Annotated in this window: 15 protein-coding genes; 9 read left to right on the forward strand and 6 right to left on the reverse strand. The window is 65.0% G+C overall.

Annotated elements, in window-relative coordinates:
• Positions 1 to 11 precede the first annotated feature (11 nt).
• Positions 12 to 707 carry a PAQR family membrane homeostasis protein TrhA gene (gene trhA / locus ABIB00_RS18460; RefSeq protein ID WP_247348766.1) on the reverse strand — a complete coding sequence of 232 codons (696 nt, stop codon included), beginning with the start codon at positions 705 to 707 and terminating at the stop codon, positions 12 to 14.
• Positions 708 to 891: 184 nt separating this feature from the next.
• Between trhA and ABIB00_RS18465 the strand changes: the two genes are divergently transcribed.
• Positions 892 to 2,361: a YcjX family GTP-binding protein gene (locus ABIB00_RS18465; protein WP_354105331.1), complete on the forward strand. Its 1,470-nt coding sequence runs from the start codon at positions 892 to 894 to the stop codon at positions 2,359 to 2,361.
• The gene (locus tag ABIB00_RS18470) at positions 2,358 to 3,386 is read left to right on the forward strand and encodes a YcjF family protein (RefSeq protein ID WP_354105332.1); all 1,029 of its coding nucleotides are present in this window, start codon (positions 2,358 to 2,360) and stop codon (positions 3,384 to 3,386) included. Before ABIB00_RS18465 ends, ABIB00_RS18470 begins: the two co-directional genes overlap by 4 nt.
• Before the next feature lie 30 nt (positions 3,387 to 3,416).
• Here ABIB00_RS18470 and ABIB00_RS18475 read toward each other — a convergent pair whose 3' ends face one another.
• Positions 3,417 to 4,946, reverse strand: coding sequence for a glycosyltransferase family 39 protein (locus tag ABIB00_RS18475; protein WP_354105473.1), 1,530 nt, complete (start codon positions 4,944 to 4,946; stop codon positions 3,417 to 3,419).
• Positions 4,947 to 5,289: 343 nt separating this feature from the next.
• Here ABIB00_RS18475 and ABIB00_RS18480 point away from each other — a divergent pair, with 343 nt between their 5' ends.
• From ABIB00_RS18480 to ABIB00_RS18495, 4 genes are all read left to right on the forward strand, one after another.
• Positions 5,290 to 7,023 carry an adenylate/guanylate cyclase domain-containing protein gene (locus ABIB00_RS18480; protein ID WP_354105333.1) on the forward strand — a complete coding sequence of 578 codons (1,734 nt, stop codon included), beginning with the start codon at positions 5,290 to 5,292 and terminating at the stop codon, positions 7,021 to 7,023.
• Between the two features lie 322 nt (positions 7,024 to 7,345).
• Positions 7,346 to 8,545, forward strand: coding sequence for a SorA family sulfite dehydrogenase catalytic subunit (gene sorA / locus ABIB00_RS18485; RefSeq protein WP_354105334.1), 1,200 nt, complete (start codon positions 7,346 to 7,348; stop codon positions 8,543 to 8,545).
• Between the two features lie 11 nt (positions 8,546 to 8,556).
• A complete protein-coding gene (sorB, locus tag ABIB00_RS18490; RefSeq protein WP_247441589.1) occupies positions 8,557 to 8,865 on the forward strand; it encodes a SorB family sulfite dehydrogenase c-type cytochrome subunit in 309 nt (102 codons plus the stop codon).
• A gap of 208 nt (positions 8,866 to 9,073) precedes the next feature.
• A complete protein-coding gene (locus tag ABIB00_RS18495) occupies positions 9,074 to 9,274 on the forward strand; it encodes a cold-shock protein (RefSeq protein ID WP_007596519.1) in 201 nt (66 codons plus the stop codon).
• 171 nt (positions 9,275 to 9,445) lie between these two features.
• Here ABIB00_RS18495 and ABIB00_RS18500 read toward each other — a convergent pair whose 3' ends face one another.
• Entirely contained in the window at positions 9,446 to 9,907 is a 462-nt protein-coding gene (locus ABIB00_RS18500) for an Lrp/AsnC ligand binding domain-containing protein (protein WP_007596520.1), read from the reverse strand.
• A 114-nt stretch (positions 9,908 to 10,021) separates the two neighbouring features.
• On the opposite strand from ABIB00_RS18500, the gene putA reads away from it, so the two are divergent.
• The 3 genes from putA to ABIB00_RS18515 all read left to right on the forward strand — a co-directional run bounded on the left by putA (position 10,022) and on the right by ABIB00_RS18515 (position 15,320).
• On the forward strand, positions 10,022 to 13,021 hold the full coding sequence (gene putA / locus ABIB00_RS18505) for a bifunctional proline dehydrogenase/L-glutamate gamma-semialdehyde dehydrogenase PutA (RefSeq protein WP_354105335.1): 3,000 nt from the start codon (positions 10,022 to 10,024) through the stop codon (positions 13,019 to 13,021).
• A 301-nt stretch (positions 13,022 to 13,322) separates the two neighbouring features.
• A complete protein-coding gene (locus tag ABIB00_RS18510) occupies positions 13,323 to 14,528 on the forward strand; it encodes a CaiB/BaiF CoA transferase family protein (protein WP_354105336.1) in 1,206 nt (401 codons plus the stop codon).
• Positions 14,529 to 14,672: 144 nt separating this feature from the next.
• Complete coding sequence (locus ABIB00_RS18515) at positions 14,673 to 15,320, forward strand: glutathione S-transferase family protein (RefSeq protein WP_247348754.1); 648 nt, start codon at positions 14,673 to 14,675, stop codon at positions 15,318 to 15,320.
• Between the two features lie 9 nt (positions 15,321 to 15,329).
• Here ABIB00_RS18515 and ABIB00_RS18520 read toward each other — a convergent pair whose 3' ends face one another.
• The 3 genes from ABIB00_RS18520 to ABIB00_RS18530 all read right to left on the reverse strand — a co-directional run bounded on the left by ABIB00_RS18520 (position 15,330) and on the right by ABIB00_RS18530 (position 18,127).
• Positions 15,330 to 15,494: a hypothetical protein gene (locus tag ABIB00_RS18520; RefSeq protein WP_354105337.1), complete on the reverse strand. Its 165-nt coding sequence runs from the start codon at positions 15,492 to 15,494 to the stop codon at positions 15,330 to 15,332.
• 26 nt (positions 15,495 to 15,520) lie between these two features.
• Positions 15,521 to 17,059 (reverse strand): hypothetical protein, encoded by a 1,539-nt coding sequence (locus ABIB00_RS18525; protein WP_354105338.1) that lies wholly within the window; start codon positions 17,057 to 17,059, stop codon positions 15,521 to 15,523.
• 93 nt (positions 17,060 to 17,152) lie between these two features.
• Positions 17,153 to 18,127 (reverse strand): hypothetical protein, encoded by a 975-nt coding sequence (locus tag ABIB00_RS18530; protein WP_354105474.1) that lies wholly within the window; start codon positions 18,125 to 18,127, stop codon positions 17,153 to 17,155.
• Positions 18,128 to 18,136: the final 9 nt, after the last annotated feature.

Raw genomic sequence — 18,136 nt, forward strand, 5'->3', positions numbered from 1 at the left:
GCGGATCTTGCTCAGCTCAACACGAGGTCGAGCACCGCGGTATAATGGCACGCCGCCCCGGCCAAGACAAAGCCGTGCCAGATCGCATTCTGGAAGCGCAGCCGCCGCCAGGTATGGAAGATCACGCCAAAACTGTAGAGCAGGCCGCCCGCCAGGATGAAGCTCAGCACCAGCGCAGGCAGCGCCTTGACCACGGAATCGTAGAGCATCACGCCGCTCCAGCCCATGGCGAGGTAGATGCCGACCGCCACGCGGTCGAACCGGCCGGGGTAGAGAAGTTTCAGCACGATGCCGAGCATCGCCACGCACCAGACGCCGGCGAGCAGCACCAGCGCGAACCCGCTGTCCTTCACCTCCAGGATGAACGGCGTGTAGGTCGCGGCGATCAGGAGATAGATCGCGGAATGGTCGAACCGCCGCAGCAGCCATTTTGCCGGCGAGACCGGCCAGAGATTATAGGACGCCGAAAACACCAGCATCGAGAGCAGGCCGGCGACGTAGATCGAGACGCCCACGATGTCGGTCGCGTCGGCATAGAGCACCGTCAGCACCACCAGCACGGTCGCGGCGATGATGCCGCAGAGCACGCCGATCGCGTGGACGACGCCATCGGCAATCAGTTCGGCGCGATCAAAATTCCGGCCGATCGCGTCGGCGGCGGCATGGACGGAGGTGGATGCGAGCTGTTTCAACTGGAAGACGGTCATGGCAATCCGCAAGGCGAGACAATACGCTCTGGTATGGGTGTTTCGGGATCGGCGCGTCGTTCAAACGGGTGATTTGCCGACAAAGGCGGTGAAAGTATGAAACTTGATTTTCCTCAGGCAGTTGCCACTTTTGTGACTAGTCCTTTTTGCGTATTCGCCCTCGCCCGCGATTCCCGACGTTCATATGGCATTTAGTTTCCAGGATATGGTCGAGGAGGCGCGCCTGTCGGCTCGGGCGCTGATCGACTACGGCGAGCATTTCTTCAATCCGACGGTACGATTGGGGGTTACCGGCCTGTCCCGGGCCGGCAAGACGGTATTCATCACCGCGCTGATCCACGGCCTCACCCGTGGCGGCCGGTTTCCGGTGTTCGAGGCCTATTCATCGGGCCGGATCGCGCGGGCGCATCTGGCGCCGCAGCCGGACGACGCGGTGCCGCGCTTTGCCTATGAGAGCCATTTGCGCGCGCTGATCGAGGAGCGGCGCTGGCCGAACTCGACGGTCGACATCAGCGAGCTCAGGCTCGTGATCGACTACCAGCGCCAGAACGGCGCGGATCGCACGCTGACGCTCGACATCGTGGATTATCCCGGCGAATGGTTGCTCGACCTGCCGCTGCTCCACAAGAGTTTTGAGCAATGGTCGGCCGAAAGCCTGGCGCTGTCGCGCGAGGTGCCGCGCGCGCATCTGGCCGCGGATTGGCACGCGCATCTCGCAACGCTCAAGCCCGACGCGTGCGAGGACGAGCAGGCGACGCTGACGGCCGCAAAGCTCTTCAGGGGCTATCTGCAAGGTTGCCGCGACGAGCGGTTTGCGATGAGCCTGCTGCCACCCGGCCGCTTCCTGATGCCGGGCAACCTCGCCGACACACCGGCGCTGACCTTTGCGCCGCTCGACGTGCCCGCGGGTGGGCAGGCGCCGGAGGGGTCGCTGTGGGCGATGATGGTGCGCCGCTATGAGGCCTACAAGGACGTCGTGGTGCGGCCGTTCTTCAGGGATCATTTTGCCCGGCTCGATCGCCAGATCGTGCTGGCCGATGCGCTCGCGGCATTCAACTCCGGCCCCGAAGCGCTGCACGATCTCGAAGCCGCACTCGCCGGCATTCTCGACTGCTTTCGCATCGGCCGCAGCACGTTCCTCTCCGGCCTGTTCAGGCCGCGCATCGACCGCATCCTGTTCGCGGCGACCAAGGCCGACCATCTGCATCATTCCAGCCACGACCGGCTTGAGGCGGTGCTGCGCCGCGCCGTCTCGGGTGCCGTTGCGCGCGCGGAAAATACCGGCGCGGAGATCGACGTCGTCGCGCTCGCCGCCGTCCGCGCCACGCGCGAGGCGCAGGTCGCGCATGGCCGTGATAAATTGCCGTCGATTTTGGGGACACCGGCCGCGGGCGAAAGCACCGGCGGCGAGTTCTTCGACGGCAACACCGAGGTCGCGACCTTTCCGGGCGACCTGCCGCTCGACCCCGAGCCGCTGTTCAACGGCATCGATGCGTTCCGCGGGCTCTCGACCGAGGCCGCCGCGAAGAGCGATTTCCGCTTCCTGCGCTTCCGCCCGCCAAAGCTCGACCGCGAGGGTTCCGACGCGCCGGTGCTGCCTCACATCCGCCTCGACCGTGCCTTGCAGTTCCTGATCGGAGACAAGCTGTCATGAACGACCGATCGAAGCCACGGCGGCCGGCGACGTTCCGGCTCGACGATCCCGGCGTCGTCATCACCAAAGGCGACGAGACGGCGCGCCTCGGCCGCACCACCATCCAGATCACGCCGGAGCCCGATCCGGCGAACTTGCCGGTGCCGATCGCGCCGGCGCTTCCGGCGCGACGCGGCTTTCCCTGGGGCGCATTGTTCTGGTCGGGCGTCGCCGGGTTGACGCTGCTCGGCATCGGGCTCGGCGTGGTGCATCTGATCGAGGATTTGTTTGCGCGCAGCGAGAGCCTCGGCTTTGTCGGACTGGCTCTTGCGTTTGTCACTGCGCTTGCGCTCGCGGTGGTGATCGGACGCGAGGCGTTCGGACTGGCGCGCCTCGCAACGATCGAGAAGCTGCATCAGCGTGCAGCCGCCGTGCTCGCCAGCGACGACCGCAAGGAGAGCCGCATCATCGTGCAGGATCTGCTCAAGATCGCGCATCAGAACCCGCGGCTCGCGCGCGCCCGCGCCGCGCTGGAGAGCCATGCCGGCGAGATCATCGACGGCGCCGACATGATCCGGCTCGCCGAGCGCGAATTGATGTCGCCGCTGGACATCGAGGCACGGCGGCTGGTGTCGTCGGCTGCGCAAAAAGTCTCGATCGTCACAGCGGTCTCGCCCCGCGCGCTGATCGATGTGCTGTTCGTGTTCGTGGCGTCGCTGCGCCTGATCCGCCAACTTGCCCGGCTCTATGGCGGCCGCCCCGGCGCGCTCGGCATGATCCGCCTGCTCCGCCACGTCATCGCTCATCTCGCCATCACCGGCGGCATGGCCGCTAGCGACAGCCTGGTGCAGCAGATGCTCGGCCACGGAATTGCGGCGAAGCTGTCGCAGCGGCTGGGCGAAGGCGTGCTGAATGGATTGCTGACGGCGCGGCTGGGCCTCGCTGCGATCGACGTCACACGGCCGCTGCCGTTCGCGGCACTGCCGCCGCCGAAGTTGTCGGATCTCGCGACGGATCTGTTGCGGAAGAGGGACGACGAGGAGTAGCGCTTTGCTTGCGCGCGCTCGCTTCGCTCGTCAGGCTAACACGCGCTTCTCGAACTCGCCCGCCAGCACGCGCCACTGGAATAGCGGCGAGTCCTTCGGCGGCGACAGCTCCGGGGTCCAGCCAGTCAGCTTCTCTACCACATAATTGTCCATCACGAGGCCGCGCCAGCGTCGTTCGACCTGACCGAGTTGCTCGCGCTTGGCCGGGATCGAATCCCATAGCGATGAGCGATTGTCCGGCTCTCGCCCGACATAAATGCCCGCGTGGTCTCTGATCCGGTCCATGCCGGGATCGCGGAAATCCTGGAAGCGGCCGCGCTCGTTGATCTCGATCACGGGCACGCGGCCCCTGAACAGCCAGCGCATCATGGCGTAGGTGCGGTAGTCCGTGGTTGCGATCCAGGTTGCGCCGGTCTCATCCAGCGCGGCCTGCGCGCGCGCTGCGACCTGCTCGTAACCGGACTCGGCACCGATCGGATCGATCTTGCCGAGCAAATTCCAGGGCGCGGCGACGTAATAGAGGAACACGACCACGACGAAAGCGATGCCCGACACCACCGCCGTTTTGACCCAGAACAGCGACGATCTGAGCATCCGCGCCGACCATTTTTCACGCGTCATCATGGTGAGGTTGACAGCGGCAGCGGCGAAGCCGACCGGCCACATGAACATCGGCCAGGTGTCGCCGACCCGAAGCGTCAGCGATTTCGCCAGGAAATACAAAAACGGCACCAAGACCGCGGTCGACAGCAAAATCGCGACCGGCTCGCGCGTGCGATAGCCGCGCCATGCCGTCAGCACCAGCCCCGTCATCACCACCGGCAGCATGACGAAACCGACCAGCCCGAATTGCAGGCCGATGTAATCGCCGACCGTGCGGAGCGAGATGCCGTAGCTGGTGGTGGCGCGCACGCCCTGAAAGCGGATCGCGGCCCAGTCGTGCTGCACGTTCCAGATCAGGACCGGAGAGAACACGGCGATTGCGATCAGGACCGCGAGGTACGGATAGGGGCTGCGCAGCCAGCGCCAGCGCCAATCCGGCACCAGCAGAAAGGCGGCAACCGCCGGCGCGAACATGATCACGGTGAATTTCGACAGCATCGCCAACCCGGCGAACAGGCCGGCCGCAAGCCACCAGCGGCCGTCGCCGCCCTCCGCAAGCCGCACCAGGGACCATATCATCGCCACCGCAAACGGGATCATGGCGACATCGGGCGCGACCTTGGCCATCAGCAGGCCGTAATAGAGCGTGGCCTCCGGCATCAGCACCGCGAGCACGACGGCGCGCACATCATGGGTGAGGCGGCGGACGATATCGGCGAGCAGGAGCTGCATCACCAGCATCGCGACGATGCCGCCGAAGCGCACACCGAGCGTGGTGTCGCCGAAGATGGCGGTGCCGAACCGGATCAGCCAGGCGATGCCCGGGGGGTGATCGAGGAAGCTGAGGGCTGTCTCCTGCGACCAGGTCCAGTAATAGGCCTCATCCGTGCGCAGCTCGATCGCGGAGGCGTAGACGATGCGCAGCAAAGTCATCGCGGCAATGATCGCAGCGGCCATGACGAGCGGCCGGCGCGCGGCGCCATTGGGGAGCACGGTGATATCGGGAGCTGTCGTCACGGCCGCGCTTTTCGCCAACCTGGGACGGGGAGTCAATGCGGGGGTACCGTGCACCTGGTGTCGCGCCGGACAAGCGAGCGACGATCCCAGCCCCGACGAGGAGACCGGTGGGCAAAGCGGAGCGTGCCCACCATAAGTGCCGATTGGTGGGCACGGCGCCAAGGCGCCTCGGCCCAACCTACGATTTCGTAACCGTGCCGCGTATGTGATCCCGCAAGCTGTCCAGCCCCGGAATTAAACGCGACGCTGGCTGTTCTCCTTCATGAACTGATAGAACAGAATCATGGCCGCCACCGCATCCTCACGATTTTTCGAGCTTTCCCGCGCCATCAGCTTGCGGCAGGTGCGGCTGGTCTGCGGCGTCATTTTGTTCGCCTATGTGGTCAGCCATTTCCTCAACCATGCGCTCGGCAACATCTCGGTCGATGCCATGGAGATCGGAGTCTATTACCACACGCTGTTCTGGCAGTTCCTGCCGGTTGCGATCGTGTTCTACGCGGCGGCGCTCACGCATATGGGGCTCGGCATCTACGCGCTGTATCAGCGCCGGCAGTTCCGCTGGCGGACGGTCGAGCCGCTGCAACTCGTGCTGGGCTTAAGCATCCCCGCGCTGGTCATGGCGCATGTGATCGGCGTGCGGCTCGGCCAGACGCTGTACGGACACCAAAAACTCTATCCGCAGGAACTCTATCTGTTCTTCGTCGCGTCGAACCGAATCTGGACCATGACGATCCTGCTGATCATTGCCTGGGTGCACGGCTGCATCGGCATCTTTTTCTGGCTCCGCCTCAAATCATTCTTCACGCGCGCGGCGCCCTATCTGCTCGCGGCGGCTGTGCTGATCCCGACGCTGTCGCTGCTTGGTGTCTATCAGGGTGGCCGCAGCGTCGAGGTCGAGGCCGACGACGGGGAATGGCGGACGCATAATCTCACGCGCCGCCAGGTCGGCACCGCTGCCGAGGCCGCTACGCTCGACCGCATCACCGGCGGCCTCACCGCCGGCTATCTCGGACTGCTGGGGCTGGCGCTGCTGGCGCGCGGCGCACGTGCCTTGCGCGAGCGGCGCGGTGGCATGATCGCGCTGTCCTACGGCAACGGCAAGACGGTGCGCGTCCCCAAGGGCCTCTCCGTGCTGGAAGCGAGCCTGCGCCACAATCTGCCGCATGCGAGCGTCTGCGGTGGCCGCGCCCGCTGCTCGACCTGCCGCATCCGCATCATCGGCGATTATGGCGCCCTGCCCGAGCCGTCGCAGCGCGAGGCGTTCGTGCTCACCCGTGTCGGCACCAGCGATCCATCGATCAGGCTGGCCTGCCAGCTGCGGCCGACATCGGACCTCTCCTTCTTCCAGCTCTTCACCTCGCACACTCTATCGGCGAACGCGCAGGCCTCGACGCCCGCCAGAATCGGCCAGGAGCGCTATCTCGTCAGCCTGTTCGTGGACATGCGCGGCTCGACGCAGCTGGCCGAGAAGCGGCTGCCGTTCGATACCGTGTTCATCGTCAACCGCTTCCTCGGCGCCGTCTCGCAGGCCGTGATCGAGAACGGCGGCCAGCCGAACCAGTTCGTCGGCGACGGCATGCTGGCGCTGTTCGGGCTCTCCGCCGATCCGCAGAACGCCTGCCGGCAGGCGCTGAAGGCCGCCGCCGGGATCGCCACGAAGATCGACGAGCTCAACGAGCTGCTGGGCCACGATCTGCGCCAGCCGATCCGCTTCGGCATCGGCATTCACGGCGGCGAGGTCATCATCGGCGACATCGGCTATCGGGATCACATCGTCTTCACGGCGCTGGGCGATGCCGTCAACGTCGCGGCCCGCCTCCAGGATATGACCAAGACACTGGCCTGCGAAGCGATCGTCTCGGAGGAAGTCCGCCGCACCGCGGGCCTCGCCGACGACGCGCTGCCGCAGCAGGAGGTCGCGATCCGTGGCCGCGACGAACCGATGGCCGTGCGCGTCGTCGCGGACGCCAGGGAGCTGTCGGCGCTCGTTGACCGGAGCGAGCGCGTGGCCGCGTAAGCCGCGCGAGAGGTGCGCTCCCTCTCCCGCTTGCGGGAGAGGGTTGGGGAGAGGGCGTCTCCGCGTAGGGACGATCCCCGAGAGGAGAAAGCCCTCACCCGCGCCTTCGGCGCGACCTCTCCCGCAAGCGGGAGAGGTGCACCGTCGCCTGCGGCTACGGCTCGGCTCAATCTCGTTACAAACGTAACACCGGCTTGCTGCAACGCAGCGGCATGGGCCTGCTGCGAAAGCACGAATTGACTTCAACTGAGTCGTTGCGACAGATGAGCGCAGGAACGCGCTGATGACCGCGATCCAACGACAAGCTCCGGGAGGAGACCACATGTTCGATCGACGCGACCTGCTCAAAGGGGCGGGCCTTGCCGCTATTACGTCCGCACTGAATTCAAGCAAGGCGCTGGCACTCGACACCGTTACCCTGCCCTTCGCCAATGGCGAACGGCCGTTGGTGAAATATCCGCAGAAGCGGCCGATGATCGGCCTGACCGCCCGGCCGCCGCAGCTCGAGACGCCGTTCGCGGTGTTCAACGATGGCCCGATCACGCCGAACAACGCGTTCTTCGTGCGCTATCACCTTTCCGACCTGCCCTACAATCTCGACCCCGACAAGTTCACGCTCGAGATCAAGGGCAAGGTCGACAAGCCGCTCAAGCTGTCGCTCAAGGACATCAAGAAAATGAAGGCGAGCGAGATCGTCGCCGTCAACCAGTGCTCCGGCAACAGCCGCGGCCTCGTCGAGCCGCGCGTCGCCGGCGGCCAACTCGCCAACGGCGCGATGGGCAATGCGCGCTGGCGCGGCGTGCCGCTGAAGGCCGTGCTGGAGATGGCGGGCGTGCAGGCCGGCGCCAAGCAAGTCGTGTTCGGGGGCTTGGACGGCCCGGTCAGCGACAAGACACCGGATTTCGCCAAGGCGCTCGACCTCGACCACGCCACCGACGGCGAGGTGATGCTGGCCTATGGCATGAACGGCGAGGATCTGCCGTTCCTCAATGGCTTCCCGCTGCGCCTGATCGTGCCCGGTTATTACGGCACCTACTGGGTCAAGCATCTCAACGAGATCACCGTCATCGACAATGTCTATGACGGCTTCTGGATGAAGTCGGCCTATCGCATTCCGGACACCCCGAACAATGCGATCGAGCCCGGCACAGCGCCGAAGGCGACGATCCCGATCAACCGCTTCACCATCCGCTCCTTCATCACCAGCGTCGGTGACGGAGCCAAGCTGAAATCAGGCGGCACGACGCTGCGCGGCATCGCGTTCGACGGCGGCAAGGGCATCAAGGAAGTCGCGGTCTCCACCGACGGCGGCAAGACCTGGACCAGCGCCAGGCTCGGCAAGGATCTTGGCAAATACTCGTTCCGTGAATGGAAGCTGCCGGTGAAGCTCGCGGCCGGCTCCCACGAGCTCAAGGTACGCGCCACCGGCAATGGCGGCGAAACCCAGCCGGATACACCGCGCTGGAATCCGGCGGGCTATCTACGCAACGTCGTCGAAACCGTCCGCGTCACCGTGGCCTGAGGGGAATGATCATGCAGCGCACCGTTTTCCCCGCCATCACGCTCGCCCTCGCCGCCGTGGTGGGCTCGGCACTTGCAGCACCGGTCAATTACAAGACCCCCGATGAGGTCGCGGCGTTCAAGCCCGGGCCCAATCTCGAAGTGGTTCAGGGCAATTGCACGGCCTGCCACTCGTCCGACTACATCAACACGCAGCCGCCGATGAAGGACAAGAAAGGTTTTTGGCAGGCCGAGGTCACAAAGATGATCAAGGTCTATGGCGCGCCGATCGACGATGCCGATGTCGGCAAGATCGTCGATTATCTGGCCGCGACTTATTGACGGATGGCGCGCGGCGCGCGGACCGATTGACCGCGAAACGGGCAAAACCGGTAAAAGCGCCGCGAAGTTGAGCGGAATTCGGCGAAAGGCCGATGTGGTTTGATCTACCAAGCCGGCCACATTCCGCGTATCCTGTTAGGACCGAACCGGCCGGTTGGCGGGGACTGGCGGTTCGATATCTCGGAGGAAGACCCGCGGAGAAGTCGTGATGGCTAAAGGTACGGTCAAGTGGTTCAACCCGACGAAGGGTTATGGATTTATCCAGCCTGCGTCGGGCGGCAAGGATGTGTTCGTGCATATCTCGGCAGTGCAGAAAGCCGGTCTGTCGTCCCTGAACGAAGGACAGACGGTGGAATACGAAGAGATCGCAAACCGAGGCAAAAGCTCCGCAGAGAACCTCAAAGTATAAGCCCGCCAGCTTTTGCTACCTCCCGGGTCGATCCGGGAGCCGGGCCAAGAGAATTTTAGAAGACGGTCAGTGCATTCGACGACAGGCGTTGCGATTGCACACGGAGAACTATTTTCCCCGCGAACACCGCTCGTTCAACGCCGCAGCAATGACAATCGCGACAGCACTTCGTTAATCCACCGGCAACGGTGCGTCGCGCTTGATCTCCTCCATCACCGCATAGGTGCGCGTCTCGCGCACGCCCGGCATCGACAGCAAGGTCTCGCCGAGAAACCGCCGATACGCGGTCATATCCGCCAGCCGCGCCTTCACAAGATAGTCGAAGCCGCCGGCAACCATGTGACACTCCAGCACTTCGGGCGCGAGTTTCACCGCGCGCGCAAAACGCTCGAAATTGTCGGGCGTGGTCTTGTCGAGCAGCACCTCGACGAACACCAGGAGCCCGAGGCCGAGCCGGTGCGGGTTGAGCCGCGCGCCATAGCCCTCGATAAAGCCCTCGCGCTGCAACCGCTTCAGCCGTTCGCCGATCGAGGTCGGAGACAGCCCGATGCGTTCGGCGAGCTCGACATTGGCGATGCGCCCATCCTGCTGCAAAATCGAGAGGATTTTCCGGTCGGTTCGATCAAGTTCCATATTTTGTAAGGCCAAGTTGCTGGTATGCTTCATTTTCTAAGGCAAATCAGCTAATTTGTCTATCGAGCTATGGTAGCGCGGGCATTATCCTGGATTCCAGCCACAGGACACGCCATGCCGAACATTCCGCCTCCCTTCTCCGCCGCTTACGCGCCCGATGATGCTGAGATCGCCGCGCGGCTTTTGCCGGCTGCACATCTCAACCCGCCACAGGAGGCGCGGATCGATCGCACCGCGACGCGGCTGATCGAGGCCATCCGCAAGCGTGACGACCGGCTTGGTGGGGTCGAGGACATGCTGCGGGAGTTCGCGCTCTCGACCAAGGAGGGCCTCGCCTTGATGGTGTTGGCCGAGGCGCTGCTGCGCGTGCCGGACGCGCGCACCGCCGACCAGTTCATCGAGGACAAGCTGGGCGAAGGCGATTTCATCCATCACGAGACCAGGTCCACCGCCTTCCTGGTCAACGCCTCGGCCTGGGCGCTCGGCCTCTCGGCACGGGTGATCCAGCCCGGCGAGACGCCCGACGGCACCATCGGCCGACTGGTGAAGCGGCTGGGCGCGCCGGCCGTGCGCACCGCCACGCGCCAGGCGATGCGGCTGATGGGCAATCATTTCGTGCTGGGGGAGACCATCGAGCAAGCGCTGGAGCGGGGCCGGCCGCGCTCCGGCGAGACACCGCGCTATTCCTTCGACATGCTCGGCGAAGGCGCGCGCACGGCCACTGACGCCAAGCGCTATTTCGACGCCTATGCCAGTGCCATCGAGACGATCGGCAAGGCGGCCGGTAACCATCCCCTGCCCGACCGGCCCGGCATCTCCGTCAAACTCTCGGCGCTGCATCCGCGCTTCGAGGCGATCAGCCGCGACCGCGTGATGCGCGAGCTGGTGCCGCAACTGCTGGACCTCGCGCAGCGCGCCAGGGCCCATGATCTCAACTTCACCGTCGATGCCGAGGAAGCCGACCGGCTGGAGCTGTCGCTCGACGTGATCGCGGCAACGCTCGCCGATCCCTCCCTTGCCGGTTGGGACGGGTTCGGGCTCGCGATCCAGGCCTATCAGAAGCGTGCAAGCGCCGTGATCGACTATGTCGATGCGCTCGCCCGCGCGCATGACCGCAAGCTGATGGTGCGGCTGGTGAAAGGCGCCTATTGGGACACCGAGATCAAGCGCGCGCAGGAGCGCGGGCTCGACGGCTATCCCGTGTTCACGCGCAAGACGATGACGGATCTGAACTACGTCGCCTGTGCTCAAAAGCTTTTGAGTCTGCGGCCACGCATCTTCCCGCAATTCGCCACCCACAACGCGCTGAGCGTCGCGACCGTGCTGGAGCTTGCCGGCGAGAGCGGCGGCTTCGAATTCCAGCGCCTGCACGGCATGGGCGAGGCGCTCTACGAGCAGTTTGCCAAGGATCACCCCGACATTGCCTACCGCACCTATGCGCCGGTCGGCAGCCATCGCGACCTGCTTGCCTATCTGGTGCGGCGCCTGTTGGAGAACGGTGCCAATTCCTCCTTCGTAGCCCAAGCGGCCGATTATCGTGTGCCGCTCCCGGCGCTGTTGCAACGCCCGGCCGACGCCATCGTCCGGCCGCAGCAGGCGGCCCATCCAAAAATTCCGCTTCCCTGCGATCTCTACGCGCCGGAGCGCCGCAATTCGCGCGGCGTCGAATTCGGCGCGCGCGCAGCGCTCGACCGGTTGCTGGCGGACGTCGAGGCCGAGACGGCCGACCTCAAGCCTGTCACTGAGGCAACGCCGGATCAGGCCAACGCGGCAGTGGCCGCGGCGCGCGCGGGCTTTGCCGCCTGGAGCCGGACTCCGGCAGCCGCGCGCGCGGCAGCGCTCGAGCAGGCCGCGCATCTTCTTGAGAACCGCGCGCCCCATTTCATCGCGCTGCTGCAACGCGAGGGCGGCAAGACGCTCGACGATGCGCTGTCGGAGCTGCGTGAGGCCGCCGACTTCTGCCGCTATTATGCCGCGCAGGGCCGCAAGCTGTTCGGCAACGAGGTCGCGATGCGCGGCCCGACCGGCGAGAGCAATGCGCTCGCCCTGCGCGGCCGCGGCGTCTTCGTGGCGATCTCGCCATGGAATTTTCCGCTGGCGATTTTCCTGGGCCAGGTCACGGCCGCGCTCATTGCCGGCAACAGCGTGGTCGCAAAACCCGCAGAGCAGACGCCGCGCATCGCGCGCGAAGCCGTAGCTCTGCTGCACGAGGCCGGCATCCCCGCAAGCGCGCTGCACCTCGTCACCGGCGACGGCCGGATCGGCGCCGCGCTGGCCGCGCACCCCGATATCGCTGGAATCGTCTTCACCGGCTCGACCGAGGTCGCGCGCAGCATCAATCGGGCGCTGGCGGCCAAGGATGGGCCCATCGTGCCGTTGATCGCGGAGACCGGCGGCATCAACACCATGATCGCGGATGCGACTGCGTTGCCCGAGCAGGTCGCAGACGACGTCGTCACCTCGGCGTTTCGTTCTGCCGGCCAGCGCTGCTCGGCGCTGCGGCTGCTGTTCGTGCAGGAGGACGTCGCCGACCGCATGATCGAGATGATCGCGGGTGCGGCGCGCGAGCTGAAGATCGGCGACGCGAGCGACGTCGCGACCCATATCGGTCCGGTAATCGACGTTGAGGCCAAGCAGCGCCTCGATGCGCATATCGCGCGAATGAAGGCCGCGGCGCGGCTGCACTTTGCCGGCACCGCCCCGGAGGGCTGCTTCGTCGCGCCGCATATTTTCGAGCTTACGGATGCAGGCCAGCTCACCGAGGAGGTGTTTGGCCCGGTCCTGCATGTCGTGCGCTACCCTGCCGAAAATCTCGAACGCGTCCTGCAAGCCATCGAGCGCAGCGGCTACGGGCTGACGCTCGGCGTCCATTCCCGCATCGACGATACGATCGAGGCGATCATCGACGGTCTCCAGATCGGCAACATCTATGTCAACCGCAACATGATCGGCGCCGTGGTCGGCGTGCAGCCGTTCGGCGGCAACGGCCTGTCCGGAACCGGCCCGAAAGCCGGCGGCCCGCACTACCTCGCGCGCTTTGCGACCGAGCAGACCGTGACGATCAACACCGCAGCAGCCGGCGGCAACGCCGCCCTGCTCGCAGGGGATGAGTGAGGCTGCTTCTGGAGCCCTCACAACAACGCGCGACCTCAGTTCCGTCATCCTGAGGTGCGAGCCGTGGGGCGCGAAGTGCACCATGGGGAGCCTCGAAGGATGGACGGCCTAGATGCAGCCGGGCCGTCGCCCTTCGAGGGCCGCTAAAGAAGCGGCCACCTCAGGGTGACGGGACACCGCAGCAAAGCCCTGCGCCCGGCGCCGTTGCATCCCGGCAAAACATCGGTCTAATGCTGCCCATGACGTGCCCCGCGCCAATTCCAGCGCGCGGAAACAACAAGAGCGAGGGAGCAACGCCGCGATGGAAAAGGGCATTTTTGCAGGGCTCAAGGTTCTGGACTGCGCGAGCTTCATCGCAGCGCCCGCGGCCGCGACCGTGCTGTCGGATTTCGGCGCCGATGTCGTCAAGATCGAGCCGCCCGGCGCCGGCGATCCCTACCGCAATCTGCCCAACATTCCGGGCTATCCGAGCAGCGAGCACAATTTCGCCTGGCTGCTGGAGGCCCGCAACAAGAAGAGCATCGCGCTCGACCTCTCCAAGCCGGAAGCGCAGGCAGTGCTCTACAAGCTCGTGGAAGAGGCCGACGTCTTCATCACCAACATGCCGCCGCCGGTGCGGACAAAGCTCGGCATCACCTATGATCACCTCGCCCATCTCAATGACCGGCTGATCTACGCCTCCTTCACCGGCTATGGCGAGAAGGGCGAGGAAGCCAACAAACCCGGCTTCGACAGCAACGCCTATTGGGCGCGCTCCGGCTTGATGGATCTCGTCCGCGCCGATACCGACACGACGCCGGCCCGTTCGGTCGCCGGCATGGGCGACCATCCCTGCGCCATGGCGTTCTATGGAGCCATCGTCACCGCGCTGTATCAGCGCGAGAAGACCGGCAAGGGCTCGCATGTCGCCTCGAACCTGATGGCGAATGGCGTGTGGGCTGCGAGCGTGCTGGCGCAGGCAAAGCTCTGCGGCGCCAAGTTCGCCGAGCGGCGGCCGCGCGAACGCGCGTTGAACGCGGTCGCCAACCACTATCAATGCAAGGACGGCCGCTGGCTAATCCTGTCGCTGCTGAGCGAGGAGAAGCAGTTTCCGACGCTGGCCAAGTGTCTGGGCCGCGAAGACCTCATCACCGATCCGCGTTTCGCCACCAAACCCGACCGTCACGCCCGCTCGGTCGAGCTGATCAAGATCTTTGACGAGACCTTTGCGACCAGGGATCTCGCCGAATGGCGCAAGCTCCTCGATGGCAACGGCCTCGTGTTCGGCATCGTCGGCATTCTGGACGACATCCCGAACGACAAGCAGATGCTCGACAATGAGGTTCTGGTGCCGTTCGAGAACGACACCATGCTCACCATCTCCAGCCCGATCTGGATCGACGGCGCCAAGAAAGTGCAGCCGCGCAAGCCGCCCGGCGTTGGCGAGCACAGTGACGAGATTTTGCGTGGCGCGGGATACGACGAGGCCGCGATCAAGCAGCTGCGGTCGAAGGGGGCGGTGGGGTAAGGGACGCCGGCGCCCGTCATTGCGAGCGCAGCGAAGCAATCCAGAGTCCCTCCGCGGATGCATTTCTGGATTGCTTCGCTGCGCTCGCAATGACGGCGTGGAGTGATCTCGGTATAACCTCACGGCAACATCCCCTGAGGTCCCATGCCCAGCTACCGCCTGCACTACTTCCCCGAATCCGGCAACAGCTACAAGCTGGCGTTGATGCTGACGCTTTGCGGCGAGAAATTCGAGCCGGTCTGGACCGACTTTGGCGGCGGCGTCACGCGTACGCCGGAATGGCGCAAGAGCGTGAACGAGATGGGCGAGATTCCTGTGCTCGAAGTCGACGGCGTGAAGATGACGCAGACCGCGCCGGTCCTGCTCAAGCTCGCCGAACAATACGGCCGTTTCGGCGGGGAGACGGCGGAGGAAAAATTTGATCTGCTGCGCTGGCTGTTCTGGGACAATCACAAGCTCACCGGCTACATGGCGACCTACCGCTTCATGCGCGCCTTCACGCAAAACAACGATCCGCAGGTGCTGAAGCACTTTCGCCGGCGGCTCGAGGATTTCCTCGGTATTCTCGACGGCCATCTTCAACACAATGAATTCGCGATCGGCGCCAGGCCCACGGTCGCCGATATCTCGATGATGGCCTATCTGCACTATCCGAGCGACGAGCACGGTTTTGATTTCGCGACGAGCTATCCCGCCATCCACGCCTGGCTCGACCGCATGGCCGCACTCCCCGGCTGGCAGCCGGCCTACGAGCTGCTGCCCGGCAAGCGGATGACGAATTACGCGAAGTGAAGGCGCTCGCTATCGCAGCGCCAGCCAGCCGAGCGTGAACAGAATCCCGCCGATGATGACGACGACCGCGACCGCCGAAATGCTGACGCGGACGCTGCCGGTGACCTGCTTGGCTTCCTCATTGCGCGCAATCTCGCGATTGCGCTCCTTGTTGGCTTCGCTGGAGTCCGTCATGGTCATCCAAACCGGCTGGAGATAGCCTAACGCGTCTTGATGAAACACATGCCGATGCGGCGCGAGGCCGCGGCAGCCTGACAGGTCAAACCTTTAGCACAGCTCCACGACGTAAAACTCTTATCCAGCGTTCCCGATCCCGCATTTTCCAGGGAACAATGCGCGCCCCAGCCGTCCTGATACTCGGTCCCGGCCAGCTCGCTGTTGCCCCGGGTTTGCGGCCGGCTGGCAAATCCACGTGAGAAATCAGGACGTTTGCCCGCGGCAAACGCGGTCAGGATGTCGCGGCGGCGCACCTGGTCGCCGAGAAAATGCGGCGAGGCCGGCACGATGGCGGAGTTGGACGGCTTGTCCGCAAGCCAATCGGCGCCCGGGAAATGGAAGCCGCCGATGCCACGGGTCTGGTGGCAGCCGGCACAGGTGACGTCGTTGAGGCGGCGCTGGAAGCCTGCGACCGAGCGGACGTTCTGCAAGTCGATGCCGCGCGCAGCCGCCTGCTTCAGCGCACCGACCAAGTCATTGTCGGTGAAAACAGGCTCGCCTTTGCCCTCTCCTTGCATCATGCCGAACTCCGGCTGCAACGAGGAAGCATCGAGGCCGGCAGGCGTCGGCAACACCGCAGCCTTGGCCAGGAATTTTTCAGGGATCAGCACCGTGCCGCGATCGAAGTCGCGAAGATGATCGGGCGCGAGCAGCCAATCCCGGAGGTCGCGCCGGAGATCGTGGTCGGCGAGGATGCGGTCACGGTCGATCTGGTTCTCCAGCGTCGATTCCTCGAACCGCTTTGTGGTCGCGTCGTATTTGAACACCTTGAGCAGATAGTCGGAGCGGAAATCATGCAGCGCCGATTTCGCTGCAACCGAGATCTGAATGTTGGTCTCGATGCGGTCGAGCATCGCATCGTAAGGATAGAAGCTGCTGCCGATCAGCCCCTGCCAGTCGCCATTGTCCAGCCAGCGTCGCGCGACCTCGGCGCAGGTGACCGGCTTGCCGCTCTCGTCCGCCTGGCGCGCATCGCGCGCCTTCATGACCAGATTGAATGTCATCGGCAGCCGCGTTGCTGCCCTGGTGCCGTCCGGTTTGGTCTCGAAACGCGCAAGACGGTAGATCAGCCTGATCTCGCCGCACGAGTCTTCCGCGACATAGGCACGGTCCATGCGGTTGACGATGCCGGCCAGCACGAACCGGGTATCGCGGGACTTCAGATTGGCCCGATCGAACAATTGCACGTCAAAGCCTTCACCGACGCCGATGGTCTCGGTCGGATGGACCGCCTTTTGCCGGGCCACGTAGCGGTCGAACTCCGCGTCGATTGCTGGGGGAATTTCCTTGAGCTGCGACAACCACGAAAACATCAGATCGGTCGTCAGCGGAAACTTCGCGTTCCGCTCCGGCCACAGCAGGCGCGAGATCGTGAGTGCATCGTGCTGGTCGAGCTTGCGCAGGAGATCGGGATCGGTGATCGCCGTGCCGCGCGTGAGTGACGCGGTCTCTGCCGCCAAAAGCGAAACAACGCCGCCAAAAAATACGACGGCAGCAACGAAAATTCGCAACGCGCGGTTCATGCCTTAGGTAACACCGCGCGGGGACGGCTATTCAAGCAAAAAGGCGCTTCACATCGTGGTGAAGCGCCTCTTTGGAATTCGGATATCAGTCGCTCAGCGCGCGACGATCAGCCCCTTGCTGGTGACGACCACCCAGCGGCCGTCCTGGCGGCGGATCGCATCGACGCGGCCGACCCCAGGGATGGGGTCACCGGCATAGACCTCGTAGAGGCCATTGCGGCCCTCGACCAGCGCGCCGCCGTTGGATACGTCGCGCAGCACCCAGCCCTCAACCGTCGGCAGCCGGCCGATCTCGGTCTTGGGTGCGGCAGGAGCCGGCGCGGCTGCGGCGGTCGCAGCCTGGGTCGGCGCAATCGAGCCGGTGGTCTCCCTGGCGGCCGCGGCCTGGGTGGGCGCCGCGGGCGGGGTGGCACGGAGCTTGTCGACGGACTCGGACAGCTTTGCGATTTTGGCCATCGGCTCGGCCTGCGCTTTCTCGAGCTTGTCGAGGCGGTCGTTGGTCCGGTTGAACTGACCCAGACCGGTCTTGGAGGTGTGCTCGACATTCGCCTTGAGCGCGACGACATCGGCGTCGATCCGGGCGACCGAGGATTCCAGCGCGCTGGTGTCGGCGACCTGCGCCGGCGCGGGGCTTGCGAAGTGCATCATGCCGGCGGTCGCGAGCGCGCCGCTGATCGCGCCGACGCTGGCCGCGATCGCCACCACAGCTGCCATAGCCGACAGGCGGCGCTTGCCGCCGGCTTCGCGCGGCTCGTCGGCCTTCACATGCGGGGCAAATTCTTCGCGGTCCCAGGACCGCTCCGCGGGCGCCATGACGATGAGCTTGCCGGGCTTTGGCTCGGGCTTGGTCTCTGCCTTGGGTTCGAGCTTCGGCACATCGAGCCTCGATGCCTCGATTTTTGGCGGCTCGACTCTGACCGGATCAGGCTTCACTGGATCAGGCTTGGGCGGCGTCTCGTGGTCGGGGGCGATCGAGGGGGCCTCGATACCGGCAGCAGCCGCGACGGCCTGCGGCACGGTCGCTGCGGCTTCAACGGCGCCAGTATCCTGGACGGCCTGCTCGGGCATTGGTTCGCT

This window comes from Bradyrhizobium sp. LB14.3 (assembly GCF_040547985.1).
Classification (GTDB): Bacteria; Pseudomonadota; Alphaproteobacteria; order Rhizobiales; family Xanthobacteraceae; genus Bradyrhizobium.

Coding starts and splice junctions, on each gene's coding strand:
- ABIB00_RS18530 (WP_354105474.1), bottom strand. CDS start 18,127: ATGCCCGAGCAGGCCGTCCAGGATACTGGCGCCGTTGAAGCCGCAGCG.
- ABIB00_RS18495 (WP_007596519.1), top strand. CDS start 9,074: ATGGCTAAAGGTACGGTCAAGTGGTTCAACCCGACGAAGGGTTATGGA.
- ABIB00_RS18465 (WP_354105331.1), top strand. CDS start 892: ATGGCATTTAGTTTCCAGGATATGGTCGAGGAGGCGCGCCTGTCGGCT.
- ABIB00_RS18470 (WP_354105332.1), top strand. CDS start 2,358: ATGAACGACCGATCGAAGCCACGGCGGCCGGCGACGTTCCGGCTCGAC.
- trhA (WP_247348766.1), bottom strand. CDS start 707: ATGACCGTCTTCCAGTTGAAACAGCTCGCATCCACCTCCGTCCATGCC.
- ABIB00_RS18520 (WP_354105337.1), bottom strand. CDS start 15,494: ATGACGGACTCCAGCGAAGCCAACAAGGAGCGCAATCGCGAGATTGCG.
- ABIB00_RS18510 (WP_354105336.1), top strand. CDS start 13,323: ATGGAAAAGGGCATTTTTGCAGGGCTCAAGGTTCTGGACTGCGCGAGC.
- ABIB00_RS18475 (WP_354105473.1), bottom strand. CDS start 4,946: ATGGCCGCTGCGATCATTGCCGCGATGACTTTGCTGCGCATCGTCTAC.
- putA (WP_354105335.1), top strand. CDS start 10,022: ATGCCGAACATTCCGCCTCCCTTCTCCGCCGCTTACGCGCCCGATGAT.
- ABIB00_RS18480 (WP_354105333.1), top strand. CDS start 5,290: ATGGCCGCCACCGCATCCTCACGATTTTTCGAGCTTTCCCGCGCCATC.
- ABIB00_RS18525 (WP_354105338.1), bottom strand. CDS start 17,059: ATGAACCGCGCGTTGCGAATTTTCGTTGCTGCCGTCGTATTTTTTGGC.
- sorB (WP_247441589.1), top strand. CDS start 8,557: ATGCAGCGCACCGTTTTCCCCGCCATCACGCTCGCCCTCGCCGCCGTG.
- sorA (WP_354105334.1), top strand. CDS start 7,346: ATGTTCGATCGACGCGACCTGCTCAAAGGGGCGGGCCTTGCCGCTATT.
- ABIB00_RS18500 (WP_007596520.1), bottom strand. CDS start 9,907: ATGGAACTTGATCGAACCGACCGGAAAATCCTCTCGATTTTGCAGCAG.
- ABIB00_RS18515 (WP_247348754.1), top strand. CDS start 14,673: ATGCCCAGCTACCGCCTGCACTACTTCCCCGAATCCGGCAACAGCTAC.